The sequence below is a fragment of the Nocardioides sp. SRI_004 genome (assembly GCF_057586415.1).
This window is the reverse complement of the sequence record NZ_JBYCZV010000009.1, coordinates 22,650-48,100: the sequence shown is the minus strand read 5'-3', so window position 1 is coordinate 48,100 and position 25,451 is coordinate 22,650. Positions and strand designations below refer to the sequence as shown.

Annotated in this window: 23 protein-coding genes; 17 read left to right on the top strand and 6 right to left on the bottom strand. The window is 71.8% G+C overall.

Annotated features, from left to right (window positions below; all coding sequences use genetic code 11):
• The first annotated feature begins 137 nt into the window (after positions 1–137).
• The 5 genes from AC2YHB_RS13865 to AC2YHB_RS13845 are packed head-to-tail and all read left to right on the top strand — an operon-like array spanning position 138 to position 3,838.
• The gene (locus AC2YHB_RS13865; protein WP_179647852.1) at positions 138–1,316 is read left to right on the top strand and encodes a PspC domain-containing protein; all 1,179 of its coding nucleotides are present in this window, start codon (positions 138–140) and stop codon (positions 1,314–1,316) included.
• Positions 1,313–1,684: a hypothetical protein gene (locus AC2YHB_RS13860; RefSeq protein WP_179647853.1), complete on the top strand. Its 372-nt coding sequence runs from the start codon at positions 1,313–1,315 to the stop codon at positions 1,682–1,684. Before AC2YHB_RS13865 ends, AC2YHB_RS13860 begins: the two co-directional genes overlap by 4 nt.
• A complete protein-coding gene (locus AC2YHB_RS13855; RefSeq protein ID WP_444547290.1) occupies positions 1,675–2,226 on the top strand; it encodes a YbaK/EbsC family protein in 552 nt (183 codons plus the stop codon). Before AC2YHB_RS13860 ends, AC2YHB_RS13855 begins: the two co-directional genes overlap by 10 nt.
• Before the next feature lie 48 nt (positions 2,227–2,274).
• Positions 2,275–2,808: a SigE family RNA polymerase sigma factor gene (locus AC2YHB_RS13850; protein WP_257026802.1), complete on the top strand. Its 534-nt coding sequence runs from the start codon at positions 2,275–2,277 to the stop codon at positions 2,806–2,808.
• Entirely contained in the window at positions 2,801–3,838 is a 1,038-nt protein-coding gene (locus AC2YHB_RS13845; protein ID WP_179647854.1) for a hypothetical protein, read from the top strand. The genes AC2YHB_RS13850 and AC2YHB_RS13845 overlap by 8 nt, the downstream gene beginning before the upstream one ends.
• Positions 3,839–3,859: 21 nt before the next feature.
• Here AC2YHB_RS13845 and npdG read toward each other — a convergent pair whose 3' ends face one another.
• Positions 3,860–4,567 carry an NADPH-dependent F420 reductase gene (gene npdG, locus AC2YHB_RS13840; RefSeq protein WP_179647855.1) on the bottom strand — a complete coding sequence of 236 codons (708 nt, stop codon included), beginning with the start codon at positions 4,565–4,567 and terminating at the stop codon, positions 3,860–3,862.
• 156 nt (positions 4,568–4,723) lie between these two features.
• Between npdG and AC2YHB_RS13835 the strand changes: the two genes are divergently transcribed.
• The 10 genes from AC2YHB_RS13835 to AC2YHB_RS13790 all read left to right on the top strand — a co-directional run bounded on the left by AC2YHB_RS13835 (position 4,724) and on the right by AC2YHB_RS13790 (position 18,984).
• The gene (locus AC2YHB_RS13835) at positions 4,724–5,770 is read left to right on the top strand and encodes an LLM class F420-dependent oxidoreductase (protein ID WP_036551380.1); all 1,047 of its coding nucleotides are present in this window, start codon (positions 4,724–4,726) and stop codon (positions 5,768–5,770) included.
• Positions 5,770–6,918, top strand: a complete 1,149-nt coding sequence (locus AC2YHB_RS13830; protein ID WP_036551377.1) for an acyl-CoA dehydrogenase family protein — start codon at positions 5,770–5,772, stop codon at positions 6,916–6,918. The genes AC2YHB_RS13835 and AC2YHB_RS13830 overlap by 1 nt, the downstream gene beginning before the upstream one ends.
• A gap of 167 nt (positions 6,919–7,085) precedes the next feature.
• Positions 7,086–9,446, top strand: coding sequence for an MMPL family transporter (locus tag AC2YHB_RS13825; protein ID WP_257026803.1), 2,361 nt, complete (start codon positions 7,086–7,088; stop codon positions 9,444–9,446).
• A gap of 360 nt (positions 9,447–9,806) precedes the next feature.
• The gene (locus AC2YHB_RS13820; RefSeq protein WP_179647856.1) at positions 9,807–10,859 is read left to right on the top strand and encodes a hypothetical protein; all 1,053 of its coding nucleotides are present in this window, start codon (positions 9,807–9,809) and stop codon (positions 10,857–10,859) included.
• An 81-nt stretch (positions 10,860–10,940) separates the two neighbouring features.
• Positions 10,941–13,496, top strand: coding sequence for a bifunctional FO biosynthesis protein CofGH (locus AC2YHB_RS13815; protein WP_179647857.1), 2,556 nt, complete (start codon positions 10,941–10,943; stop codon positions 13,494–13,496).
• An 81-nt stretch (positions 13,497–13,577) separates the two neighbouring features.
• The gene (locus AC2YHB_RS13810) at positions 13,578–14,231 is read left to right on the top strand and encodes a hypothetical protein (RefSeq protein ID WP_179647858.1); all 654 of its coding nucleotides are present in this window, start codon (positions 13,578–13,580) and stop codon (positions 14,229–14,231) included.
• A gap of 208 nt (positions 14,232–14,439) precedes the next feature.
• Positions 14,440–15,534 (top strand): sugar ABC transporter substrate-binding protein, encoded by a 1,095-nt coding sequence (locus AC2YHB_RS13805; RefSeq protein WP_036551366.1) that lies wholly within the window; start codon positions 14,440–14,442, stop codon positions 15,532–15,534.
• 109 nt (positions 15,535–15,643) lie between these two features.
• A complete protein-coding gene (locus AC2YHB_RS13800) occupies positions 15,644–16,429 on the top strand; it encodes an ATP-binding cassette domain-containing protein (protein ID WP_179647860.1) in 786 nt (261 codons plus the stop codon).
• A gap of 10 nt (positions 16,430–16,439) precedes the next feature.
• On the top strand, positions 16,440–17,741 hold the full coding sequence (locus tag AC2YHB_RS13795; protein ID WP_207006607.1) for a sugar ABC transporter permease: 1,302 nt from the start codon (positions 16,440–16,442) through the stop codon (positions 17,739–17,741).
• 19 nt (positions 17,742–17,760) lie between these two features.
• Positions 17,761–18,984 (top strand): ROK family transcriptional regulator, encoded by a 1,224-nt coding sequence (locus AC2YHB_RS13790; RefSeq protein WP_179647861.1) that lies wholly within the window; start codon positions 17,761–17,763, stop codon positions 18,982–18,984.
• Here AC2YHB_RS13790 and AC2YHB_RS13785 read toward each other — a convergent pair whose 3' ends face one another.
• From AC2YHB_RS13785 to AC2YHB_RS13770, 4 genes are read right to left on the bottom strand one after another with little or no spacing between them, the layout of a single operon-like run.
• Complete coding sequence (locus AC2YHB_RS13785) at positions 18,985–20,172, bottom strand: ROK family protein (protein ID WP_487354139.1); 1,188 nt, start codon at positions 20,170–20,172, stop codon at positions 18,985–18,987.
• Positions 20,165–21,337, bottom strand: a complete 1,173-nt coding sequence (xylA, locus tag AC2YHB_RS13780; protein ID WP_487354138.1) for a xylose isomerase — start codon at positions 21,335–21,337, stop codon at positions 20,165–20,167. Before xylA ends, AC2YHB_RS13785 begins: the two co-directional genes overlap by 8 nt.
• A gap of 26 nt (positions 21,338–21,363) precedes the next feature.
• A complete protein-coding gene (xylB, locus tag AC2YHB_RS13775; protein WP_487354137.1) occupies positions 21,364–22,749 on the bottom strand; it encodes a xylulokinase in 1,386 nt (461 codons plus the stop codon).
• A 27-nt stretch (positions 22,750–22,776) separates the two neighbouring features.
• Positions 22,777–23,385 (bottom strand): DUF4126 domain-containing protein, encoded by a 609-nt coding sequence (locus AC2YHB_RS13770; RefSeq protein WP_179647864.1) that lies wholly within the window; start codon positions 23,383–23,385, stop codon positions 22,777–22,779.
• A 43-nt stretch (positions 23,386–23,428) separates the two neighbouring features.
• Here AC2YHB_RS13770 and AC2YHB_RS13765 point away from each other — a divergent pair, with 43 nt between their 5' ends.
• Positions 23,429–23,902 (top strand): DUF5709 domain-containing protein, encoded by a 474-nt coding sequence (locus tag AC2YHB_RS13765; protein WP_036551352.1) that lies wholly within the window; start codon positions 23,429–23,431, stop codon positions 23,900–23,902.
• Between the two features lie 6 nt (positions 23,903–23,908).
• Here the strand turns inward: AC2YHB_RS13765 and AC2YHB_RS13760 are convergent, their stop codons facing one another.
• The gene (locus tag AC2YHB_RS13760; RefSeq protein WP_218864604.1) at positions 23,909–25,141 is read right to left on the bottom strand and encodes an endonuclease/exonuclease/phosphatase family protein; all 1,233 of its coding nucleotides are present in this window, start codon (positions 25,139–25,141) and stop codon (positions 23,909–23,911) included.
• A 158-nt stretch (positions 25,142–25,299) separates the two neighbouring features.
• Here AC2YHB_RS13760 and AC2YHB_RS13755 point away from each other — a divergent pair, with 158 nt between their 5' ends.
• Complete coding sequence (locus AC2YHB_RS13755) at positions 25,300–25,443, top strand: GPGG-motif small membrane protein (protein ID WP_179647866.1); 144 nt, start codon at positions 25,300–25,302, stop codon at positions 25,441–25,443.
• The last annotated feature ends 8 nt before the right edge of the window (positions 25,444–25,451 follow it).

Genomic DNA, 25,451 nt, shown 5'->3' with positions numbered 1-25,451 from the left:
CCATCGTCACACAGCGCCACGCGCACGAGCAGGGGGAACGACCCTGATCCGACCCTGAGCCGCACCCCCGGTCCATGCGGCAGGATCAGGGCACTCCCCGATGGTTTCGTCCCGCTCCGGACTCCAGGCTTGGAGACATGAACGCACCGAACGACACCGAGACCGGCCCGTCCGGACCGTACGGGCCCGAGCCCGGCGAGTCCGGCCCCCGCGTGACCCGCGACGAGGTCCGCGACCTCGCCCGGCTGCGCCGGAGCCGGACCGACCGCAAGGTGTCCGGTGTGGCCGGGGGCATCGCCCGCCACCTCGACATCGACCCGCTGCTGGTGCGCGTGGCCTTCGTGATCCTGACCTTCTTCGGTGGCGGCGGCCTGATCCTGTACGGCGTCGCGTGGGTCCTCGTGCCGGAGGAGGAGACCGGTGACACGGTGATCCGCACCGACGAGGGCGTGCGGACCGCAGCGCTGATCATCGCCGGCGTGCTGGCGGTCGCCTCGGTGATCGGCGACTCGGTCGGCGGGATCGACTTCCCGTGGCCGCTGCTCGTGGTCGGCCTGGTGCTGCTGGTCGTGTTCGGCAGCAAGCAGGCCAAGGGCAAGCGGGCCGGAGCGGACACGCTGGTGCCGCCCCCGCCGGGCGCGCCCGGACCGTCGTACGAGACCTACCGCCCGTGGCAGCCGCCGCAGCGCCCGCGCCCGGTCGACCCGCGGCGCCGGGGTCCGCTGCTGTTCCCGTTCACCCTCGCCCTCACCGCCCTCGCCGTCGGCGTCGTCGGCACGATGGACCTCGCCGGCGTCGACGTGGTGCCCTCGGCCTACCCGGCGACCGTCCTGGGCGTGGTCGGCCTGATGCTGCTGGTCGGCGCCTTCTTCGGCCGGGCCGGCGGGCTCATCTTCGTCGGGCTCCTGGCGGCACTGGCGACCGCGGTGACCTCCGTGGTCGACGACGACCACATCGGTGAGGTGCGGGAGACCCCGCAGAGCGCCGCACAGCTCGACGCGAGCTACGGGCTGGGGATCGGCGACATGGTGATCGACCTGACCGAGATCCCCGCCGACGAGCTGGCCCAGCTCGACGGCGACAAGCTCGAGGTCGACAACCGGGTCGGCCACATCCGCGTGATCGTGCCCGACGAGGGCCTCCGCGTCGACGTGGACGCGCAGATCGTCGCGGGCGAGGTCGTCCTGTTCGACACCAAGAAGTCCGACAGCTCGAAGAAGGCGTCCTGGGGTGACGCCGACGAACCCACCCTCACCATCGAGGCCGACATGTTCCTCGGCCAGGTCGAGGTCCTCACGGAGGAGCAGGCAGCATGAGCACGCACGAGAACCCCACCGAGCCGACCGCTGGGCCGACCGCCGGGCCGACCACCGGGCCGACCCGCGAGCAGGACGCTCCCACGCCGCCGCGGCGTACCGGGTGGCACCAGGTCAACACCGGCCACCTCGTCATGGGCACCGCCTTCCTCGGGCTGGTCGGCGCCTGGGCGCTGCTGATCAGCGACACCGTGGCCATCGAGGACCACGGCTGGGTGCTGGGCCTGCCGTGGCTGGTCGCCGGCGCGGTCGGCCTGCTCGCCACCGTGCTGCGCGGACCGCGCCGGCACTGGTCCCACGACCAGTGGTGGCAGGACCACGGCCACGGCGGCAACCACGGATCGGGCAGCATGCACGGGTGGCACTGACCGACCTCCCCCAGCTCCCCGGGCTCCGCTCGCTCCCCGTGCTCGAGCGCCCCGACCTCGTCGCCGCCCCCGTCGCCGCCGCCCTCGCGGACTGGCCGGGGGCGTCGGGCGTCGCCGTCGTCGAGATCGACCCCGAGCTCGCCGACACCGCTGCGATGAGCGCCGCCTACGACCTGCCCATGGAGGCGGGCGCCAACTGCGTCCTCGTCGCCGGCAAGCGCGAGGGCGAGGAGCGGATCGCCGCCTGCCTCGTCCGCGCCGACACCCGCGCCGACGTCAACCACACCGTCAAGCGGCTGCTCGACGTGCGCAAGCCGTCCTTCCTGCCGCTGGAGCGAGCGGTCACCGAGTCGGAGATGGAGTACGGCGGCATCACCCCCGTCGGCCTCCCCACCGGCTGGCGGCTGCTGGTCGACGCGCGGGTCGCCGACATCGACGTCGCCGTGATCGGCTCGGGACTGCGCCGCTCGAAGCTGCTCGTTCCGGGAGGCCTGCTCGTGCAGCTCCCGCGCGCCGAGGTCGTGGAAGGACTCGCCGGCTGACAACCTTTCGGCACCGCTCACCGCTTTGGGAGGGTGAGAGGAGTGCCGATGCAGCGAACGGTGGTGGAGCAGGCGATGCCCCAGGGTGCCGTGCCGGAAGACGGGTTCGACGGCTTCGTCGCCGCGCGCGGTGACGCGCTGTGGCGCTCGGCGTGGCTGCTGACCGGCGACCACCAGCTCGCCGAGGACCTGGTGCAGACCGCCCTGGCGAAGTCGTGGCGGGCATGGTCGCGGGTCGGCGCGGACGGCTTCGAGGCCTACGTCCGGCGCGTCATGTACACGACCTACGTGTCCTGGTGGCGCCGCAAGTGGCGCGGCGAGCGCCCGACCGAGCACCTGCCCGAGCGGCCGGCTGCCGTCGAGGACCGCGACGGCCGCAACGACCTGGTCGCCGCCCTCGGCGCCCTGCCCCGCGGCCAGCGGGCCGTCGTCGTGCTGCGCTACTTCGAGGACCTCACCGAGCAGCAGACCGCGGCGGCGCTGGGCATCGGCGTCGGCACGGTGAAGAGCCAGTGCTCACGGGCCCTGGCCGCGCTGCGCTCCTCTCCCCACCTGCGACGAGAGGAGACGGACGATGAGTGAGCCGAACGACGAGACCTGGCTGCGCGAGGGTCTGGCCGGCGCCGTGCCGGAGCCGCCCGCCGCGCCCGACCGCGCCGAGGGGGCACGCGCGAAGGCCCGCCGCGCCCGTCGTACGACGGTGGCGGCGGCCGGTGGCGTGGCGGCGTCCGTGCTGCTGGTCGCCGGCGTGGTCGCGACGGTCGGCGGCAGCAGCCCGGACGACGACAAGGCCGCGGACGACGTCCCGGTGTCGCCGTACGACGCCCCGGCCTGCCCCGCCGCTCCGGTCGACACGCAGACCCAGGTCGGCCCCGACCACGTCCCGGACGGCGCGAGCTCGGTGCGCCTGTGCGGCGGCAACGAGGTGCCGATCGACGTGCCGAAGGACGCGCTCGTCGACGGCGTGGACGACGTCGCGGCCTCGATCAACGGCCTGGAGACCGCGCCATCGGACCTGGCCTGCACGATGGAGCTCGGGCCCGCCTACCAGCTGGTCTTCGCCTACCCGGACGGGTCGAGCGTCGTCGCGTCCGGCGAGCTCTACGGCTGCCGGCAGGTCGTCGTGGACGGTGTCGAGCGGGTCGGCGCGGACGAGCCGTGGGAGACGTTCATCGACCGGCTGCGGGCGCAGCGGAAGCGGCTCGACCCGCCGGCGCCCGTGGACGCCGCGACGCTCGAGTGCCCGGCCGCGACGGACACCGTCGGCGTCCCCAGCGTCGGACGGGCGCAGGACCTGGCGGTCGCGGCCTACTGCGCGGAGGACAGGCTCGGCAGCGGCACGTGGCGCCGGGCGCCGATCCCCACCGCCGACCTCACGTCACTCGTGACGGACATCCGGGCCAACACGGAGGAGAACGCCGGGATGGTCGACTGCGACGTCACCCCACCCGTCCCGCACATCGTCGGGGTCACCGCGTGGGGCGACCGGGTGGACCTGCAGGCCCAGTGCACCAATGGCTGGTTCACCGTCGACGTCGCGACGAACGCGGTCTGGTCGCCGAGCGAGGACGCCCGCGCGATCCTGGAGAGGCTGTTCGGGGAGGCCCGCTGACGGGCCTCCCCGACCGGGAGGTCAGTGGGCGTCGAGCCCGGTGACCCGGATGCCCGAGTGCGCCTTGTACTTCCGGTTGATCGAGATCAGCACCGCCGTGAACGGCTCCAGCACCCGCGCCAGGCGCAGCTTCCCGCCATCGATGCCCGGGTGACCGGTGACGGAGGCAGCCAGGTCGATCGCGACCTGCTTGCCCTCCACCGAGTCACCCACCACGATCACGTCCTCGTCGAGGAACTCCTCATCGCCCCACAGGCCCACCGCCGACACGTTGTGGAACGCGCCGACGACCACCGCCTCGGGAGCCAGCTCGGCCGCCGACTCCGCCGCCGAGCCCTCACCGCCGTTGACGACCCGCCCGTGCGCGCCGCGCTTGTCGAAGGCCAGCGGGTTCACGCACGAGATCACCGTCTTGCCCGCCAGCGCACCGGCCAGCGACGCGACCAGCTCGTCGTGCCCGTCGTAGGGCACCGCCAGCAGCACCACGTCGGCCGCCGCCACCGCGTCCTCGTTGGCCGCACCACGCGCCGACCCGGCACCGTCGACACCTGCCAGCCGCTCGGCCACCTCGGCCGCGACGGCCTCGGCCTTCTCCGCGGCACGCGAGCCCAGCACGATGTCATGGCCGTGCCGCGCGAACCGGTAGCCCAGTCCCTTGCCCTGCGGACCGGTGCCACCGATCACGGCGACGGTGTAGCGGGGGTTCCCCGCGGGAGTCTCAGAAGTCACGCTTCCTCCTATCACGGCGGCGTACGGCCGCTGCGGCCTCGGTCTCGAACAGGGAGACCATGGACATTGTGACAGTATTACTGTCACAGTTGTACTGGCGGGGTCACACCGCTCCCCTCACCGTCGAGTTCGGCCACCGCGCCGGAAGGGATTTCCATGAAGCTCTCGATGCCCCTCGTCTACGCGGGCAACCCGCGCGAGTCGGCCGACCAGGTCGTCGCGCTGGAGAAGGCCGGCCTGGACACGATCTGGGTCGCGGAGCCCTACGGCTTCGACGCGCCGACCCTGATGGGCTACCTCGCCGCGAAGACCGAGACGGTCGAGATCGGCGCCGGCATCCTCAACGTCTACTCGCGCACCCCGGGCGCCCTGCTGCAGACCGCGGCCGGCCTCGACAACGTCTCCGGTGGCCGCGCCGTGCTCGGCCTCGGCGCGTCCGGCCCGCAGGTGATCGAGGGCTTCCACGGCCTCCCCTACGACCGCCCGCTCACCCGCACCCGCGAGGTGATCGAGGTGCTGCGCGCCGGCCTGCGCGGCGAGCGCCTCGACTTCCAGGGCAAGACCGTCCAGGTCCCGCTCCCCGAGGGCCAGGGCCTCGGCCTCGGCAAGCCGCTCAAGCTGCTCAACAAGCCGGAGCGCGCCGACCTGCCGATCTGGGTCGCGGCCCTGGGCGACAAGAACGTCGCGATGACCGCCGAGGTCGCCGACGGCTGGCTGCCCTTCCTCTACTACCCCGAGAAGGCCAAGGAGGTCTGGGGCGAGCCGCTCGCCCGCGGTGCCGCCAAGCGCTCGGCCGACCTCAAGCCGCTCGAGATCAGCGCCGGAGGCATGGTCGCCATCGGCGAGGGCCCCGAGACCAAGGCGCTGCTCGACTTCATGCGCCCGCTCTACGCCCTGTACGTCGGCGGCATGGGCGCGCGCGACAAGAACTTCTACAACCAGCTCGCCTGCGAGTACGGCTTCGAGAAGGAGGCGAAGGAGATCCAGGACCTCTACCTGTCGGGCAAGAAGAAGGAGGCCGAGGCGCTCGTCCCGCTCGAGTGGCTCGAGGCGGGCAACCTGGTCGGCCCGGCGTCGTACGTCCAGGAGCGGATCGCCGCCTTCAAGGAGTCCGGCGTGACGAACCTGTCCGTCTCCCCCGCGGCCCCCGACAGCGCGGCCGCGGCCGCGACCATCGCACAGATCAAGGAGTGGGTGGCCTGATGCCCGAGCGTCCCAGCATCTACGAGACCGAGCACGAGGACTTCCGCCAGACCGTTCGCGCCTTCCTGGAGCGCGAGGTCGTCCCCTTCCACGACCAGTGGGAGAAGGACGGGATCGTCGACCGCGAGGTCTGGCGCAAGGCGGGAGCGGCCGGCCTGCTGTCCTTCGAGGTCCCCGAGGAGTACGACGGCCCGGGCATCAAGGACTTCCGCTACAACGCGATCGTGGCGGAGGAGTGTGCCCGCGCCGGCGCGAGCGGTCCGGGCTTCGCCGTCCACACCGACATCATCGTCCCGTACCTGATCGCCATCGGGAACGAGGAGCAGAAGCAGCGCTGGCTCCCCGGCACCGTCTCCGGCGACATCATCACGGCGATCGCGATGACCGAGCCGGGCGCGGGCTCCGACCTCCAGGGCATCCGCACCACCGCCGTCGACAAGGGCGACCACTACGTCCTCAACGGGTCGAAGACCTTCATCAGCAACGGCATCCTGTCCGACCTGGTCATCGTCGTCGCGAAGACGAACCCCGAGGCCGGCGCGCACGGCATCAGCCTCCTCGTCGTCGAGCGCGGCATGGAGGGCTTCACCCGCGGCACCAACCTCGACAAGCTCGGCCTCAAGGCGCAGGACACGGCGGAGCTCAGCTTCGACAACGTCATCGTCCCGAAGGCCAACCTGCTGGGCGAGGAGGGCCAGGGCTTCATCTACCTGATGCAGAACCTGCCGCAGGAGCGCGTCTCCATCGCCTGCATCGCCATCGCCGCGATCGAGGCCGCGCTCGACATGACCCTCGACTACGTGAAGTCGCGCGAGGCGTTCGGCAAGCCGATCGGCAAGTTCCAGAACACCCGCTTCACGCTGGCCGAGATGGCCACCGAGGCCTACATCGCCCGCGTGTTCGTGAACCACTGCATCGAGCAGCTCAACAAGGGCGAGGTCGACACCGCGCTGGCGTCGATGGCGAAGTGGTGGACCACCGAGCTGCAGAAGAAGATCGTGGACCAGGGCGTGCAGATGCACGGCGGCTACGGCTACATGATGGAGTACCCCATCGCGAAGGCCTACGCGGACACCCGGATCCAGACGATCTACGGCGGTACGACGGAGATCCAGAAGGAGATCATCGGCCGGTTCCTCGGCCTCTGAGCCCCCACTCCACCAGCAACGAAGGCCCCGGATGTCGAAGTCCGGGGCCTTCGTTCGTCGCATGTGCGGAAGAAGTTCCCGTCGGGCGATGAATCCGGGGCGATCTCAGGGTCGGATCCGGAGAAATCCCGATGCCGATGTCGGTCCTCACTGGAAGAGTTCCCCGCATGCACCGTCAGATCGCCGGAAAGCTGACCGGCCCCATCACCAAGTGGATCGTGGCAGCGATCGTCGTCTTCGCGGCGATGGCGCTGGCCCCCCTGAACGCGAAGCTTGTCGATGTCCAGAACAACGAGGCATCGTCCTGGCTCCCGGAGTCCGCGGAGTCGACCAAGGTCCTCGAGGAGCTGTCCGGCTCTGACACGCAGGACCCCAACGACATCCCGACGCTCGTCGTCTACAGCAGGGACGGTGGCCTGACCGCCGCCGACCTCGCTGCAATGGACGAGCAGGCTGCGAAGATCGCGGCCGACGTCGAGGGCGTCACCGACTCGACCGGCGACGGGAAGGCCGACGTCCTCTCGCCCAATGTCGCCGAGAAGGCCGGCCTCCCCCAGAAGCTCAAGTCCGACGACGACCAGGTCGCCTACCTCTACCTCGTCCTCAACTTCGGCGACGAGGGCTGGAACGCCATCCCCGACGCGGCGGACGAGATCAAGAAGATCGCGAAGATCGACGGTGTCACCGTCCACCTCGCCGGCTACGGCGGCCAGGCGGCCGATGCGGCCGAGTCCTTCGAGGGCATCGACACCAACCTGATCATGATCACCGGCCTCGTCGTGGTCGTGATCCTGCTGCTGACCTATCGCAGCGCGTTCCTCTGGGTCGTTCCCATCATCTGCGCGATGGCGGCCAACCTGATCGCCACCGGCATCGTCTACCTGCTCGCCCGGTACGCCGACCTCACCGTCAACGGTCAGAGCCAAGCCATCCTGAGCATCCTCGTCATCGGCGCCGGCACCGACTACGCACTGCTGCTCGTCGCCCGCTACCGCGAGGAGCTGCGCCGCCACGAGGACCGGCACGAGGCGATGGCCTTCGCCCTGCACCGTGCGGCCCCGGCCATCCTCGCCAGCGCCGCGACCGTCTGCATCGGCATGCTCTGCCTCGTCTTCGCCGAGCTGAACTCCACCGCTGGCCTCGGCCCGGTCATCGCGGTGGGCATCGCCGCCACCTTCCTGGTGATGGTCACCCTGCTGCCGGCCCTGCTGGTGATCTTCGGCCGCTGGATCTTCGGCCCCAGGAAGGACCAGCACGGGCGCTGGGCGAAGATCGGTGCCGGCATGCTCGTGGGCGGCGCGATCGCCGTCGCGCTGAGCTCGACGCTGGGCGACCTCGCCCCGCTGCTGGCGGCGCCGGGCTCGATCTCCCTGCTCTTCGGCCTCCTGATGCTCCTCCAGGTCGGCATCGAGCACTGGACCGGCATCCACGGCCGTCCGGACTTCGGGTCCCGCGAGCCCACCAGCGGAGGCCTGTGGGCCAAGGTCGGCAACGCCATCAAGCCCCGCCCGCGCGCGGTGTGGGTGGTGACCACCGGGCTGCTGCTCCTCGCCTGCCTCGGCCTCTTCCGGCTCGACACCGGCGGCCTGTCGACCGAGGACACGTACACGAAGGAGTTCGACTCGATCAAGGGCCAGAAGCTGCTCGTGGAGCACGGCCTGCAGGACGCGTCGAACACGATCCAGGTCGTGGCGAACGACGACGAGATCGACGCCGTCAAGGGCGCGCTGGGTGACGTCGACGGCCTCGGCGAGCCCGGTCCCGCCATCAAGATCGGCGACGGACGCTCGTTCTTCGAGGCGACGATCGGCGCCGACATCTCCTCCCAGAAGGCCTTCGACATCGTCGATGCCAGCCGTGACGCCGTCCATGACGTCAGCGGTGCCGACGCCCTCGTCGGCGGCGGCTCGGCCTTCTACCTCGACACCAAGACCGCCTCCAACCGCGACAACCTGGTGATCATCCCGCTCGTCCTGCTGGTGGTGTTCGTGATCCTGCTCCTGCTGCTCCGAGCCGTGATCGCCCCGGTGCTGCTGATCGCGACGGTGGTGCTGTCCTTCGGCGCCGCGCTGGGCATCTCGGCACTGCTGTTCGAGTACGTCTTCGGCTTCGCCGGCTCCGATCCCGGGTTCCCGCTGTTCGCGTTCGTGTTCCTCGTCGCGCTCGGCATCGACTACAACATCTTCCTGATGACCCGGGTGCGCGAGGAGACGATCAACCACGGGACGCGGACCGGTTCGCTGATCGCGCTCTCGTCCACCGGCGGCGTGATCACCTCCGCCGGCGTGGTGCTCGCCGCGACCTTCCTCGTGCTCGGCTCGCTGCCGCTGGTGTTCCTCGCCGAGCTCGGCGTGGCCGTCGCCCTCGGCGTCCTGCTCGACACGATGATCGTCCGGTCGGTCCTGGTGACGGCGCTCAACCTCGACCTCGGCGGCAAGATCTGGTGGCCGAGCAAGATCGACCAGGGCGACGCCCCGGCCGACGAGCCGCCCGCGGTCGACATCACCAAGGAACCTGTCGGAGTCTGAGTCGGGCCCTGCCTGCAGCACCTACGATGCTCCCACGGACCGTACGGGCGGTCCGTGGGAGCAAGGGGTTGTCGCCACATGAACGACCAGTCGCCGATCTGGCCGCAGGAGGAGCCGACGAATCCCCGCGGCGAGCGTCCGCAGGGGCCACCGCCGTCGAGCCCTCCCCCTGCCCAGCCGCCGACTGCCCTGCCCCCGCAGTGGAGCCCCGCTCCCCCGCCGGCAGGCCCGCCCGCCGGCCCGCCCGCGGCAGCGCCCCCGCCCGCAGGCGGCGGCTTCCCGCCGTACGGACCTCCTCCCGGCTTCGGCGGTCCCGGCGGCCCGGGAGGCTTCGGACCGCCCCCGAGGCGCAGGAGTCGCGTGGGACTGGTCGTCGGCTCGATCGTCGCGCTGGCGCTCGTCGTCGGGCTCGGCGTCGCCGGGTTCCTCTACTTCACCGGCCGGCTCGGGATCGGCCCGCTGAGCGCGGCCGACAAGGATGCCGCCAAGGCGATCGCCGACGGCGTCGAGAAGCCCGCGTGGGCCAGTGACGGCGACGTCGACTGCGCCGTCGACGACCTCGTCCACGAGCACCGCTCGGGTGAGCTGGAGAAGCGCGGCCTCGTCGACCGCAAGGGAGACGACTGGACCTACACCGGCGAGTGGCGCAGCGAGGACGCGAACGCCTACTACGAGAGCCTGCTCGACTGCACGGGCGACTGGGCGAAGCAGGTCGGCGCCGAGTGGAAGCTCGACGACACCGGCTGCCTCGACGACATCGGTACGACGACGATGGCCGCCTGGTTCGCCCAGGACTTGCTCACCCTGGGCAGCGGCAAGGACGGCGCCGAGGAGGACCGCGCCAAGGCGGTCGAGGCGCTCGACAAGTGCTACCTGAAGACCCCGCCCGCGCCGGAGGCCACGCCCACCGCCGGCTACCGGTCGGTGACGTTCACGTTCGCGGACACCTCGGCCGAGGGCGACGTCACGATCAACACCGGCGGTGCCGGCAACTGGACCCCGCTCACCGGGACGTCGGTGTCGGTCGAGACCGAGGAGGGCGGCGCCCGCGGCTGCGTGGACGCGCAGGCCGTGACGACGTACCCGTGGGGCTCGACGGCCGAGGCGGAGGAGCAGTTCTGCGGCACCGCGAAGCCGAAGCGGATCTGGTGGAAGAAGAAGGCGCGCTGCACGATCGAGCCGGGCTGCTACTCCTTCGTCCTCCACTACGAGGGCTTCAAGGACTTCGCGAGCATCACCGCGAAGTACACGAGCAACGGCGGCGACTGCCTGGCCACGAGCGGGCGGTGCTCCGACACCATCACCGCCGCCATCGGCGGACGCGGCACCGTGGTCACCTGGAGCTTCCCCGGGTCCTACCGCGGCAGCTTCGTCGCCCGCGTGGGCAACCTCAAGTCGAAGCTGCCGAACTGACCGCGCACGGTGGTCCTCGCCGTCCGCGGTGAAGTGGAACACGTTCTAATCCAAGGGTCCAGCAGGTAGCCTGACTCCGTCATGACCGATGGCCCCACCCCCCAGCAGATTCGCCGCGCACTGGCTCGTGCGGAGCGTGGCGCCGCCCTCGACCCCGCCGAGGCCGAGGCCCTCCTCGCCGCGACCGGCGAGGAGCTCGACCGGCTGTGCGCCGCGGCCGCGAAGGTGCGCGACGCGGGCCTGGTCGCCGCGGGCCGCCCGGCGGTCGTCACCTACTCCCCCAAGGTGTTCATCCCGGTCACCAAGCTGTGCCGCGACCGGTGCCACTACTGCACCTTCGTCGAGACGCCGGGCCAAGCCGCACGGGAGGGGCGGGCGCCGTACCTCTCCCCCGACGAGATCCTCGAGATCGCCCGCCAGGGCGCGGAGCTGGGGTGCCTCGAGGCGCTCTTCACCCTCGGCGACCGGCCCGAGGACCGCTGGCCCGAGGCGCAGGCGTGGCTCGACGAGCAGGGCTACGACTCGACCCTGGCCTACATCCGCGCGATGGCCATCCGGGTGCTGGAGGAGACCGGGCTGCTGCCCCACCTCAACCCCGGCGTGATGTCGTGGGAGGAGCTCAACCGGCTCAAGCCGGTCTCCCCGTCGATGGGGATGATGCTCGAGACCACCTCGCGGGGGCTGTTCGAGACCAAGGGCCTCGCCCACTTCGGGTCGCCCGACAAGGACCCGGAGGTCCGCCTCCGGGTGCTCGAGGACGCCGGACGCCTCGGGATCCCGTTCACGACCGGCCTGCTGGTCGGAATCGGCGAGACGCTGACCGAGCGGGCCGAGACGATCTTCGCCCTGCGCGCGAACCTCCGGGCCTATGGCGCCGTGCAGGAGGTCATCGTCCAGAACTTCCGCGCCAAGCCGGACACCGCGATGCGCCACGTCGACGACCTCGACCTGGCCGAGTACCGCGCCGCGATCGCGGTCACCCGGATCGTGCTGGGCCCGAAGGCGCGGATCCAGGCCCCGCCCAACCTGGTCGACCTCGACGAGTGCCGCGCCCTGCTCGGCGCCGGCGTCGACGACTGGGGCGGCGTGTCGCCGCTGACGCCCGACCACGTCAACCCCGAGCGGCCCTGGCCCTCGCTCGACCGGCTCCGCTCGATCACCGCGACCTGCGGGTTCGAGCTCAAGGCGCGGCTCACCGTCCATCCCGAGTACGTCGTCGGCTCGCTCCGCGACGGACAGGCCTGGATCGACCCGCGGCTGCACGCCCACGTGGCCGCCCTCGCCGGACCCGACGGGCTGGCGATCCCCGAGGTCCGCCCGAGCGGCCTGCCCTGGCAGGAGCCCGACGTCGTCCTCGAGTCCGCGGGCCGCACCGACCTCTTCGCCGCCGTCGACAACGAAGGACGCTCCGAGGACCGTCGGTCCGACTTCGCCTCCGTGTACGGCGACTGGGGCGCCGTCGGCGAGGCGGCAGCCCGCACGGGCCTGATCGACGGTGCGCCCGCGGTGCTGCACGCCGAGGGCGGCGCCGCCCTGCGGGCCGCGGAGGCCGCCGCCGAATCAGGGCAGGTCGACCTGTCCGACGAGCACGCCCTGACCCTGATGACGGCCGAGGGTGACCTGCTCCGCTCCGTCGTCCGGCTGGCCGACGACCTCCGCCGGCAGGTCGTCGGCGACGACGTGACCTACGTGGTCAACCGCAACATCAACTTCACCAACGTCTGCTACGTCGGCTGCCGGTTCTGCGCGTTCGCCCAGCGCAGGACCGACGCGGACGCCTACTCGCTGTCCTACGACGAGGTCGCCGACCGCGCCCAGGAGGCGTGGGACCTCGGTGCCACCGAGGTCTGCATGCAGGGCGGGATCGACCCCGAGCTGCCCGCGTCGGCGTACTTCGACATCGCGGCGGCGGTGAAGAAGCGCGTCCCCGACATGCACGTCCACGCCTTCTCACCGATGGAGGTCGTCAACGGCACGGCCCGCACCGGCCTGTCGATCGAGGACTTCCTCATCAAGGCCCGGGAGTCCGGCCTCGGTTCCCTGCCCGGAACGGCCGCGGAGATCCTCGACGACGAGGTCCGCTGGGTCCTCACCAAGGGCAAGCTGCCGGCACGCACGTGGATCGAGATCGTCTCCACCGCGCACCGCATCGGCCTCCCGACCACCTCGACGATGATGTACGGCCACGTCGACAACCCTCGCCACTGGGTCGGACACCTCAACGTCCTCAAGGGCGTCCAGGACACCGCCCGGGAGAACGGATCGTCCGGCTTCACCGAGTTCGTCCCGCTCCCCTTCGTGCACACCTCCGCGCCGATCTACCTCGCCGGCGTCGCCCGCCCCGGGCCCACCCTGCGCGACAACCTCGCCGTCCACGCGATGGCGCGGATCCTGCTCCACGGCCGGATCGACAACATCCAGACCTCCTGGGTGAAGCTCGGCGTCGAGGGCACCCGCGCCATGCTCCGGGCGGGTGCCAACGACCTCGGCGGCACCCTCATGGAGGAGACCATCTCCCGCATGGCCGGCTCCGAGCACGGCTCGGCCAAGACCGTCGCCGAGCTCACCGAGATCGGCGCGGGCATCGACCGCCCGGTCCGCGAGCGCACCACGCTGTACGCCGTACCGACGCGCTGACGCTGCGCCACCCACCCGTTCGCGTTTGCCCGACGACGAACGGTGGTACCCGGGTCCCACCCACCTCTCGGAAGGACCCCCATGAAGCGGATCATCCGCCTGCTCGTCATCGCCCTGGCAGCGTCCGTCAGTCTTGTCGCGTTCCCGTTCGGCGCCCCCGCGGCGCACGCGGACGGCTGGGGCGACGCGTGCAACCCCAACACCTACGGCGGCGCCCGCTACCGCATCGTCAGCGCCACCAAGGCCCCCGTCATCACCCACATCTCGACCTACGCGATCGGCCCCGGGGTGAGGCGGACGATCACCAAGAGCGTCGAGAAGCAGACGGTCATCACCGCCGCGGTGACCTACAGCAGCAAGGTCAACGTCGAGGCCAGCGTGGCCGCGAAGGTGCTCGTGAAGGGCGGCGCCGAGGTCAACCTCCAGCTCCAAGCCTCGGGGAGCCACACGTCGACCACGAACTCGTCGGTCACCGAGGAGGTCGCGAACACCACGAGCCGCAACGTCCAGTACGTCTTCTACAAGGGCGTCTCCAAGGCCAGCGGCCGGTTCCAGAAGCGCACGTGCACCTACTACTACTTCCCGGGCAAGAACTACGGCTACTACCGGGTGCGGGTCAAGGACGGCAACTGGCGCTCCTGGGCCATCGGTGGCTCCGGTGCCGTGCAGTGCGGCGCCGGGACGTCGCTCGGCGCCCTGGCGAAGGCCGCGCTGGCGCTGGGCTGCCCCGCCTGAACCCCGCCTGACCCGCCTGAACCGCGCTGCAGACCTCGCCGAACGCCCGCCGGAAGCTCCCGGCGGGCGTTCGCGTCGTCCGCCCGGAAACTTTTGACCTGTGACCTCTTTACGTGACCGCCGTCACTGAATATGTTGTTCCGAACAACATATGGCCTGCCCGCTTCTGCGGAGCGTTCGGCCAGAGATCGCTAGGAGGCGGTTGGAAGTGAAGCGAACCTACGGAGCGGTCGTCGCGGTGGGCCTCGGCCTCGCCCTGACGCTCACGGCATGCGGCGACGACAGCGGCAAGGGCGGCGACGGCGGCGACGCGTCGAAGGCCAAGGTCGGCGTCATCCTCCCCGACACCGAGTCCTCGGTCCGTTGGGAGGCCGCCGACCGTCCGGCACTCGAGGCCGCCTTCAAGAAGGCCGGCGTCGAGTACGACATCCAGAACACCGAGGGCGACGCCGAGAAGATGACCGCGCTCGCCGAGTCGATGATCGGCGACGGCGTCACGGTCCTGGCGATCGTGAACCTCGACTCCGCCTCGGGCGCGGCGATCCAGGAGAAGGCGGCCGCGGCCGGCGTCCCGACGATCGACTACGACCGCCTGACCCTCGGCGGGTCGGCGTCGGCGTACATCTCCTACGACAACGTCGCGGTGGGCGAGCTGCAGGGCGAGGGCCTGCAGAAGTGCCTCGGCGACAAGGCGGCGAACATCGTCTACCTCAACGGCTCGCCGACCGACAACAACGCCACCCTCTTCGCCGAGGGTGCGCACAAGGTCCTCGACGCCAACAGCAAGCTCAAGGTCGTCGGCGAGCAGGCCGTCCCCGACTGGGACAACGAGCAGGCCGCCAAGATCTTCCAGCAGCTCTACACCGCTGCCGACGGCAAGGTCGACGGCGTCCTCGCGGCCAACGACGGCCTGGGCGGCGCTGCGATCAGCGTCCTCGAGGGCGCGGGCCAGGCCGGCAAGGTCCCGGTCACGGGTCAGGACGCCACGGTCGAGGGGCTCCAGAACATCCTGGCCGGCACCCAGTGCATGACCGTGTTCAAGTCCTCGGTCGGCGAGGCCAACGCGCTCGCCGAGGCGGCGATCGCGATCGCGAGCGGCAAGGACGCGGCGACCACCGGGACCGTGAAGGACACCGAGGGCGGTCGCGACGTCCCGTCGGTCATCCTCGAGCCCGTCGCCATCTCCAAGGACAACATCGCCGAGGAGATCGGCAAGGTCTTCGCCGACGGCAGCATGACGTACGACGACGTCTGCACCGGCAAGTTCGAGAAGCTCTGCACGGACGCCGGCATCACCCCCTGAGCCCCGGCAACCGGCTCGCGTCCCGGTCGGCCACGACCGGCCGGGGCGCGACCCAGCCCACCAATTCGTTGATTCGCCCAACAAACCCGCTTCCCACGGAGGGATCCCGATGACAGCCGAGCCCGGCGCCCCGTTGCTGGAACTGCGCAAGGTCAACAAGAGCTTCGGTGTCGTGCACGTGCTGCACGACGTGGACTTCGCCGTCTACCCCGGTCAGGTCACCGCCCTCGTCGGCGACAACGGCGCCGGCAAGTCCACCCTGGTCAAGGTCATCGCCGGCATCTACGGCCGCGACAGCGGCGACTACCACTTCGAAGGCGCCCCCGTCGCCGTGCACGGTCCCCGTGACGTCTCCGCCCTCGGCGTCGAGATCGTCTACCAGGACCTCGCGCTGTGCGACAACCTCGACATCGTCGACAACATGTTCCTCGGCCGCGAGAAGCGCAAGGGCATCGTGCTCGACGACGAGACGATGGAGACGATGGCCTGGGAGACGCTCACCTCCCTGTCGGTGCGCACCGTCAAGTCCGTCCGGCAGAGCGTGGCGAGCCTGTCCGGCGGCCAGCGCCAGACCGTGGCGATCGCCAAGGCCGTGCTGTGGAACTCCAAGGTCGTGCTCCTCGACGAGCCGACCGCGGCGCTCGGTGTCGCCCAGACCCGTCAGGTGCTCGACCTCGTGCGGCGCCTGGCCGACCGCGGGCTCGGCGTCGTGCTGATCTCCCACAACATGAACGACGTGTTCGAGGTGGCGGACCGGATCACCGCCCTCTACCTGGGCCGGGTCGCAGCCGACGTACCCGCCAAGGACCTGACCCACAACCAGGTGGTCGAGCTGATCACCGCGGGACGCTCCGGAGACCTCGGGATCCGCGACGTCGCCGCCGCGACCATCTGAGGTGACACTGATGACGACCGACATCGACATGAACAAGCCCGCTCCGTCCGCCGACGGCGGCGACTCCAGCCCCACCGGACGCTCGAGCTGGGGCAGTGAGCAGGCGCGGCTCGTCCGCGGCGAGCTCGCGGCCTACGGCAACCGGCTCCGGGGCGGCGACATGGGCTCCCTGCCCGCGGTCCTCGGCCTGGTGGTGCTGTTCGCCGTGTTCGCGAGCCTGCACGACCGGTTCCTCACGACGTACAACATGGCGAACCTGGTCATCCAGGCCGCCTCGATCTGCGTCCTCGCCATGGGCCTGGTGTTCGTCCTCCTCCTCGGGGAGATCGACCTGTCCGCCGGTGTCGCCGGTGGCGCCTGCGCGACGATCACCGCCCTCGCGATGATCGACCACGGCTGGACCTGGTGGGCAGCCACGCTGGCCGGGATCACGGTCGGTGCCCTGATCGGCCTGGCCATCGGCCTGCTGGTCGCCTACCTGGGGATTCCCTCCTTCGTGGTCACGCTGGCCTTCTTCCTCGCGCTGCAGGCCGTGCCCCTCAAGCTGATCGGCGCCGGCGGATCCCTCCGCTTCAACGACGAGGTCCTGCGCGGCCTGTCGATCAAGAACGTGCCCGTCACGGCGGGCTGGATCGTCGCGCTCGTGATCGTGCTGGCGTTCGCGGCCCTCTCGCTGTGGCGCCACACCTCGCGCGTGCGCAAGGAGCTGACCCACAAGCCGCTGCTGCTCGTGATCCTGCAGATCGCCGTCCTCGCCGCCATCGTGCTCGGCCTGACCGCCCTGCTCAGCCGCAACCGCGCGCCGAACCCGCTGGTCTTCAACATCAGCGGCATCCCGTGGGTCGCGCCCGTCGTCATCGCCCTGCTGGTGTTCTGGACCTTCGTCCTCACCCGCACCCGCTTCGGACGCCACCTGTACGCCGTCGGCGGCAACGCCGAGGCAGCCCGCCGGGCCGGCATCAACGTCAACCGCATGAAGATCGCGGCCTTCGTGATCTGCTCCGGCATGGCAGCGATCAGCGGCATCCTCGCGGCGTCGTACACCGGGAAGGTGTCGCCGGGCTCCGGCGGCGGCAACGAGCTGCTGTACGCCGTCGGCGCCGCCGTCATCGGTGGGACCAGCCTCTTCGGCGGCCGCGGCCGGGCGATCGACGCGGTCGTCGGCGGCCTGGTCATCGCCACGATCCCCAACGGTCTCGGCCTGCTCAACCAGGCCAGCTACATCAACTTCCTGGTGACCGGCGGGGTCCTGCTGCTCGCGGCCAGTGTCGACGCGGTCTCGCGGCGTCGGCGCTCGTCGGCGGGCGTGTAGCGGAGATGATGTCGCCACCATGACAGCTGCGACTCGTGGCGCGGGCACCAACCAGGAAGGCGTCCGCCGCCACAATCTCGGGACCCTCCTCCGCCACGTCCACGACACCGGCGAGCTCTCCCGCGCCGAGCTGACCGGCCGGATGGGCCTCAACCGCTCGACGATCGCCGCGCTGGTCAGCGAGCTCGACACGCTCGGCCTGATCGAGCACTCCTCGCCGGCCACGAGCCGGCGGGGAGCGGGCCGGCCGTCGGCGGGCGTGCGGATCCGCGAGGACGGTCCCTACGTCGTCGCGGTCGACCTCGGCGTCGACAACGCGGTCGTCGCCCGGGTCGGCCTCGGCGGCAAGATCTGGCACCGCGCGGCGGCGCCGATCCCGGAGGACCCCGAGGCGTGGATGGTCGGCGCGACCATCGCGACCCTCGTGCGCCAGGTGGTCGCGCTGTCCCCGGCCGACGCTCCCCTGCTGGGCATCGGCCTGGCCGTCCCCGGCCTCGTGCGGCGCAGCGACGGGCTGATCCGGCACGCCCCGAACCTCAACTGGCACGACGTGTCCTTCGGCTCGATCGTCCTCGCGGCGCTCGCCCTCGACGTACCCATCGCGCTGGGCAACGACGCCGACCTCGGCGCCCTCGCCGAGCACCGGCGCGGTGCGGCGGTCGCCGTCGACGACCTCGTCTACCTCTCCGGCAACGTCGGCGTCGGTGCCGGGGTGATCACGAGCGGCCACCGGCTCGAGGGTGTCGCCGGGTACGCCGGCGAGGTCGGCCACCTCTACCACGACCCGCGCGGCCTGCCCTGCCACTGCGGCAGCCGGGGCTGCTGGGAGACGGTCGTCGGCGCGCCGGCGATCGCCGAGGCGCTGCGTTGCTCCCCCGACCAGGTGCCCCGGCTCGGCGAGATCCTCGACGAGATGACGACGGCGCCGCGTGAGCTGCGGTCGATCGCCACCGACCTCGGCCGGGGCCTCGGCGCGGTCGTCAACATCTTCAACCCCAGCCTCGTGATCCTCGGCGGCTACTTCCTGCCGCTCTTCCGGCTCTGCCGGGCCGAGGTGACCGCCGGCCTCGGCGACCGGGCCCTGATGCCGGCCCGCGACTCCGTGCGCCTCACCCTGCCCGGCCTCGGCAACGACTCCGTGCTCCTCGGCGCGGCCGAGATGGCCATGGAGCCGGTCTTCACCGACCCGGTCGCGAGCCTCGGGTCCGCCATCACCGACGCCCCTGCCCGACTGGCCGGCTAGTCAGATGAGGTCGAGGGTGCCGGCGAGGACGTCCTCGAGGGCCCGCTCGGCGGCGCCGGTGGAGGCGGAGCCGGTGCCGAGCTCGCCGAGGCGGAGGTCCGGTACGCCGAGGCTGCTGCTCGCGAGGGTGGCGGCGAGCTCGGCGGTGGCGGGCGCGAGGACCAGGTCGCCGAGGGGCGCGAAGTAGCCGCCCAGGACGATCGTGCCGGGGTCGGCGACGCCGGTGACGATGGCGAGGCCGCGGCCGAGCCAGCGGCCGACCGACGCCACACCCTCCTGGACGACGACCGACGACGGCCCCTCGGACCGGGCCGCCGCGGCGACCGCCGCCGCGGTCTCCTGGGGAGTGCCGACCTCCTCGAGGCCGACGGCAGCGAGCAGCGCGTGCAGGCCCACCGATGCCTCCCAGCAGCCGGTCCGGCCGCAGCCACAGGGGGCTCCCGGCTCACCGACCGGCAGGTGGCCGACCTCGCCGGCGAAGCCGCGGGCGCCGCGCACCAGCCGGCCGTCGTCGACCAGACCGGCACCGATGCCGACGGTGCCGGTGAGGTACAGCAGGTGGGCGGCTCCGCGACCGGCCCCGTGGTGGAGCTCGGCGAGCGCCGAGCAGTCCGCGTCGTTGGTGACCCTGGTCCGGCCGGACCAGCCGAAGGCGGCGTCGACGGCGTCGGCGACCGCGGTGCCGGTGGCGTCGTCGAGGTTCGGCAGCCACACCGCGGTCCGGTCGTCGCCGTCGACGAGCCCCGGTACGGCGACCGTGGCGCCGACCGGCTCCAGGCCCTCGCCGGCGAGGTCTACCGCGAGCTCCCGGGCCAGGCCCGCCAGCGCGGCGACGACGTCGCGCCCGCGGACCGGCCGGGTCGTCTCGCGGCGCACGGTGCCGGCGAGGTCGAGGGCCACCGCGGCGACGTACTCGACGTTGACCTCGAAGCCCAGACCGACCGGGCGCCCACCGTCCAGCGTCAGGAGCAGGCCGGGCCGGCCACGCTCCCCGTTGCGGACCTGCTCGAGCTCGCGGACGACGCCCGCCTCCTCGAGCCCGGCGGCGATGGTGCCGACGGTCGCCTTGGCCAGGCCGGTCCGGGACGCGAGCTCGGCCCGCGAGCCCGGTCCGTCCACCCGCAGCGACCGGACGACGGCCGCGGCGTTGCGCCGCCGCAGCGACTCGGCGCCGGCAGGCTCAGCCACGGACACCGTAGAGGTGCTCGAGGGCGAGCTGGTCGAGCTTCTCCATCGCCACCTCGCGCTGGGCGAGCGCGTCGATCGCGTCGGCGTCGGGCAGCGGCCAGTCCGCCAGTCCACGCCATCCCTCGCCGTCGTCCAGCGTGGGCCGGGCCAGCTCCGGCAGCTCGGCCTCGACGAGTGCGGCCTGCACCTCGGGGTCGGCGCGGAAGGCGGTCACCTTGTCGCGCAGGATGAGGTAGTTGTCGATGCAGGCCTTCGCCGAGGCCCAGACACCGGCCTCGGTCTCGGGCCGGACCGGCTTGTAGTCGAAGTGCACCGGACCGTCGTACCCACCGGCGAGCAGGGTGTCGACCACCCAGAACGCTCCGCGGACGTTGCCGGCGCCGAAGCGCAGGTCCTGGTCGTACTTCGGACCGTTCTGGCCGTTGAGGTCGATGTGGAAGAGCTTGCCGTGCCACAGCGCCTGGGCGTAGCCCGCGGCGGCATTGAGCCCGGCCATCTCCTCGTGCCCGATCTCCGGGTTGAGGCCGACCAGGTCGGGCCGGTCGAGCGTCTCGATGAAGGCGAGCGCGTGGCCGACGGTCGGGAGGAGGATGTCGCCGCGCGGCTCGTTGGGCTTGGGCTCGATGGCGAAGCGCAGGTCGTAGCCCTGGTCGGTGACGTACTCACCGAGCACGTTGAAGGCCTCCTGGTAGCGGTCCAGCGCCGCGGGCACGTCCTTCGCGGCGCCGTACTCGGCACCTTCGCGACCGCCCCAGCAGACGTAGACCTTCGCGCCGAGCTCGGCGGCGAGGTCGAGGTTGCGCATCACCTTGCGGATGGCGAAGCGGCGCACGTCGCGGTTGTTCGAGGTGAAGCCGCCGTCCTTGAAGACCGGGTGCGTGAACAGGTTGGTGGTCGCCGTCGTGACGACGAGGCCGGTGTCGGCGAGGCCCTTGCGGAAGCGGTCGATGATGCCGTCGCGGGTGGCGTCGTCGGCGCCGAACGGGATCAGGTCGTCGTCGTGGAAGTTCACGCCGTAGGCGCCGATCGCGGCGAGCTGCTCGAGCGCGTGGACCGGGTCCATCGGGGCGCGGGTCGCGTCGCCGAAGGGGTCGCGCGCCTGCCAGCCGACGGTCCAGAGACCGAAGGAGAACTTGTCGGCGGGGGTGGGGACGGGTCGGTTCATCGTGGCTTCCTCGGACTGGTCGGGCTTCAGGGCTGGGCGAGACGGTCGCGGAGCGCGGCGTAGCGCTCGCGCACCGACGGATCAGTGGGTACGACGGGCAGGGTGGCCTCGGTCGGCAGCGGCCAGGCCGGCGGCTCGGCCGCCCCGGACAGGGCCCACGCCGCCTGGCGGGCGGCGCCCCGGGCGACGTACTCCCCCGGCGCGGGCAGCAGCACCGGCCGGCCGAGGATGGCGGGGGCGAGCGCGCGCACGGCCTCGCTGCGGGTGGCACCGCCGACCATCAGCACGCGTCGCGGCTCGGCGCCGGTCTCGGCGACGAGGGCGTCGACCGCGTCGGCGAGCGAGCAGAGCAGGGCCTCGACGGCTGCCCGGGCGAGGTCGGCGCGGGTCGTGGCGGGCGTGAGCCCGGTCCAGGTGCCGACCGCGTCGGGTCGGTTCGGCGTGCGCTCGCCGCCGTAGTACGGCGACAGGGTCACCCCGCCCGCACCGGGCGTGGAGGCGAGCGCGAGGGCGGACAGCTCGTCGTGGTCGACGCCGAGCCAGCGCGCCTGCAGGTCGAGGATGCCGGCGGCGTTCATCGTGGTGACCATCGGCAGGTAGCCGCCGGCGGCGTCGGCGAAGCCGGTGACCGTGCCGGTGCCGTCCGCCACCGGGTCGGGTACGACGGCCGAGGCCACCCCCGACGTACCGATGGAGACGAGCACGTCGCCGGCCGTCAGCGGCATCCCGAGCGCGGCGCCCATGTTGTCGCCGGTGCCGCCGGCCACCACCTGTCCGGCGGGGGTCGTGGCCGCCGCGGCGCCGGCCGCGACGACGACGGGCAGGTCGGCGTCGTGGCCGAGGGCGGCGGCGAGCAGGTCGTGGCGCCAGGTGCTCGTACGGGCGTCGAAGTAGCCCGTGCCGGAGGCGTCGCCGCGGTCGGTGAACGGCGCGGTGCCGGGGGCGGACAGGTGGCGGGACACGTAGTCGTGCGGCAGCAGCACCTGTCGCACCTGCGCCGCCTCGGCCGGGGCGTGGTCGCGCAGCCAGCGCAGCTTGGTGCTGGTGAAGGACGCGACGAGCACGCTGCCGAGCGCATCGGCGCAGGCCTGCGGACCGCCGAGCTCGGCGACCAGCTCCACGGCGGCCGCGGCGGAGCGGGTGTCGTTCCACAGCAGGGCGTCCCGGACGGGCTCGCCGTCGGCGTCCAGCGCGACCATGCCGTGCTGCTGGCCGGCGACGGCGACCGCCTCGGCGCGCTCGAGGAGGCCGGCGGTCGCGGTGTCGACGGCGGCCAGCCAGGCGCGGGGGTCGACCTCCGTCCCGGGCGGGTGCGGGGCGGACTGCTGGGCCACGACCGTCCCGTCGTCAGCATCGACGAGGACGGCCTTGGTGGACTGCGTCGAGGAGTCGACGCCGAGGACGAGCGGCACGACTCCTATTTAGTACGAGACTTGAACTTAAGTCAAGGCGCCCGGCGAGACACCCCTGCGTCGCGCCCGCCAGGCCTGGAAGCGGGCCCATCCGCGACGGACCAGCTTCCACGCCATCCACAGCACCAGCAGGCTCAGCACGAGCAGCACCAACGCGACCACCGCGGCCGCGACCGGGTGGTTGACGGCGAACCAGATCACCGCGAGGACCAGCAGGTCCTCGCCGATGCTGACCGCGATATTGGTGAACGGCTCCGGCGAGGTGTTGACCGCGATTCGCGTGCTCGTCTTGATCGCGTGCGACGCGAGCGCGCTCGTGCCGCCGACCGAGCCGCCGACCAGGTCGTTGATCGCGTTCGTGTCCCCCGCGATGAGCACCCCGACCGTCCCGCCGACCATCGGACGGATCACCGTGGAGACGACGTCCCACACCGTGTCGACGAAGGGCACCTTGTCGGCGACGAACTCGAAGGCGTACATCACCGCCGCGGCAGCCAGCACCTCCCACTTGCCGAGGGCGTCGGGGATGTCCGCGAACGAGCCGAACCGGTCGGCGAGCCCCAGCACGAGCACCACGAGATAGCTGTTGATCCCGCTGGCCCATCCCGAGGAGAAGGCGAGGGCGAGTGATTCCACCGCGCAAGCGTAAGGGTCGGCCGGGACGGGGTACTGCAGGCCGATGAGCACGGAGATCCCCGAGAACGACCCCGAGCAGTACGACGACTACAGCGTCGACGACGAGGACCAGCTCCAGCCGGAGGACACCCTGGTCGGCGACGACGTGGAGGACGAGCTGGACCGCGGGTACTCACCGCCCGAGCGGTACTCCCCCGCCCAGCGCTACGGCACCACGCCGTGGGAGCAGGCGCACGACCGGCCGCTCGACGAGCGCCTCGCCGAGGAGGTGCCGGAGCCGGACCCGACCGCCGTGGCCGACGAGGACGAGGACGGGGTGCCGCACGAGGCCGACGAGGAGGGCATCGAGGTCGGCGACGCGCGGGCCGGACGCCTGGTCGCGCCGGACGAGGGCGTGCGCGACGACACCGAGAAGGACCTGGTGGCCGAGGACGTCGGGATCGACGGCGCCGCGGCCAGCGCCGAGGAGGCCGCCATGCACGTCGTACCGGAGGACGAGCTGGGCGCGTCCGACTGAGGCGGCTCAGCGCACGTCGAGCCAGACCATCCGGTGGTCGGAGGTCGGGAACGGATAGGCGCCGGTCAGGCGGTACAGCGGGTCGGTGGTCGCCGGCCAGAACACGCCGCCGCCCAGGACCTTCAGCCGGCGCGAGGGCAGCACGTAGTCGACGCGCAGGTTGCCGGGCGCGCCGTCGGCGAAGTCGGCGGTGTCGAGGTCGGGGTCGCCGGTCTGCGTGAGGTTGGCGCCGCCCTGCAGGGCGGCCGCCTCCGGCGCCCCCGCGGACGACGGGGCGAAGCGGCTGTTGACCAGCGGGTGGTCGAGCAGCTGCAGCACGGCGTCGTCGACGGAGTCGCCGTCCTCGGGATCGGCGTTCTGGTCGCCGGCGATGACGAACGTCGATCCGGGGCGCAGCCCGCCGCGGACCCCGGCGTCGTCGTACAGGTAGCGGCTGCGGGCCGGACCGGAGACGTAGTCGGCCCAGAACCGGATCTCGTCGTGGTTGCGGGTGCCGTTGCGGTCCTCCGCGCCGTCGAAGGTCGGCGGGGTCGGGTGCGAGACGAGGAAGTGGACGGTGCGCCGGCCGACCTCGATCGGCAGGTCCCAGTGCGACTTGGAGGAGAGGCGGAGGACGGCCTGCTCCTGCGGCGAGTACCAGTCCGCAGGCGCGGCGGTCGCCGGGTCGTCCGGCAGCAGCGCGCCGGGCATGTCCTTCCAGAGGAAGCGCTGGAAGGTGCGCACGCCGTCGGTGTCGATCGGATACTTCGAGTAGACGACCATGCCGTACTGGCCCGGGAACAGGCCGAAGCCGAAGGCGTCGTCGCCACCGCCGACCTGGCCGTTGTTGTTGAGGTCGAAGCCGCTCGGCACGCCGGTGTTGGAGGGCGCGATGAAGGCGTAGGGGTAGTCGACCGGGGTGGAGCCGTGGTGCGACACCTCGAGGTAGTTGTCGCGGAAGAGGTCGACGGCCTCGGGCGCGTAGTCGAACTCGTTGATGAGGACGACGTCCGGGTCGACCCGCTGGATGGTCTCCGCGACGTTCTGCGCCTGCTGGTCGTCGGGCGTCGAGAGGTCGGCGACGAGCTCTCCCTCGACCGCGCGGTTGAGCGAGGCGTTGAAGGTCGCGAACCGGACCGGCTCCGCGGGGGCGGCCGCTGCGGCAGCGGGCTGCTGCGGGACCGCACCCACAGGCACGGCGAGGGCCGCGAGCGAGGCGACGGCGGCGAGTGGGATCAGGGCAGCAGGGGTGCGTCGCACGAGGGTCCTCCGAGCAGGGTTGGTCGACACCGCGACCCTAGGCCCCACCGCCGACCGTCGCACCCGCTCGCCCGGTGAAGGTTGGATGAACCGTCTGCTCCGGGGATCGCGGGGTACCTCACTTCCGGGCCGGAAGGCCCCATGGAAAGGGAGGAATCGTGGCTTTCATCTTGTGGATCCTGGCCGTCATCCTGGTGGTGTCGGGCATCGTCAGCCTCTTCCGGGGCGAGGTTCTGTGGGGGGTCGTCCTGATCGTGGTCGGACTCCTGGTGGGGCCGGGTGGCGTCAGCATCTTCACCTGACGCACCCC

Excerpts from the sequence above, each read along its gene's own strand:
- AC2YHB_RS13865 (WP_179647852.1), top strand. The coding sequence starts at position 138 with ATGAACGCACCGAACGACACCGAGACCGGCCCGTCCGGACCGTACGGG.
- AC2YHB_RS13860 (WP_179647853.1), top strand. The coding sequence starts at position 1,313 with ATGAGCACGCACGAGAACCCCACCGAGCCGACCGCTGGGCCGACCGCC.
- AC2YHB_RS13850 (WP_257026802.1), top strand. The coding sequence starts at position 2,275 with ATGCAGCGAACGGTGGTGGAGCAGGCGATGCCCCAGGGTGCCGTGCCG.
- AC2YHB_RS13845 (WP_179647854.1), top strand. The coding sequence starts at position 2,801 with ATGAGTGAGCCGAACGACGAGACCTGGCTGCGCGAGGGTCTGGCCGGC.
- AC2YHB_RS13835 (WP_036551380.1), top strand. The coding sequence starts at position 4,724 with ATGAAGCTCTCGATGCCCCTCGTCTACGCGGGCAACCCGCGCGAGTCG.
- AC2YHB_RS13830 (WP_036551377.1), top strand. The coding sequence starts at position 5,770 with ATGCCCGAGCGTCCCAGCATCTACGAGACCGAGCACGAGGACTTCCGC.
- AC2YHB_RS13825 (WP_257026803.1), top strand. The coding sequence starts at position 7,086 with ATGCACCGTCAGATCGCCGGAAAGCTGACCGGCCCCATCACCAAGTGG.
- AC2YHB_RS13815 (WP_179647857.1), top strand. The coding sequence starts at position 10,941 with ATGACCGATGGCCCCACCCCCCAGCAGATTCGCCGCGCACTGGCTCGT.
- AC2YHB_RS13810 (WP_179647858.1), top strand. The coding sequence starts at position 13,578 with ATGAAGCGGATCATCCGCCTGCTCGTCATCGCCCTGGCAGCGTCCGTC.
- AC2YHB_RS13800 (WP_179647860.1), top strand. The coding sequence starts at position 15,644 with ATGACAGCCGAGCCCGGCGCCCCGTTGCTGGAACTGCGCAAGGTCAAC.
- AC2YHB_RS13795 (WP_207006607.1), top strand. The coding sequence starts at position 16,440 with ATGACGACCGACATCGACATGAACAAGCCCGCTCCGTCCGCCGACGGC.
- AC2YHB_RS13790 (WP_179647861.1), top strand. The coding sequence starts at position 17,761 with ATGACAGCTGCGACTCGTGGCGCGGGCACCAACCAGGAAGGCGTCCGC.
- xylA (WP_487354138.1), bottom strand. The coding sequence starts at position 21,337 with ATGAACCGACCCGTCCCCACCCCCGCCGACAAGTTCTCCTTCGGTCTC.
- AC2YHB_RS13765 (WP_036551352.1), top strand. The coding sequence starts at position 23,429 with ATGAGCACGGAGATCCCCGAGAACGACCCCGAGCAGTACGACGACTAC.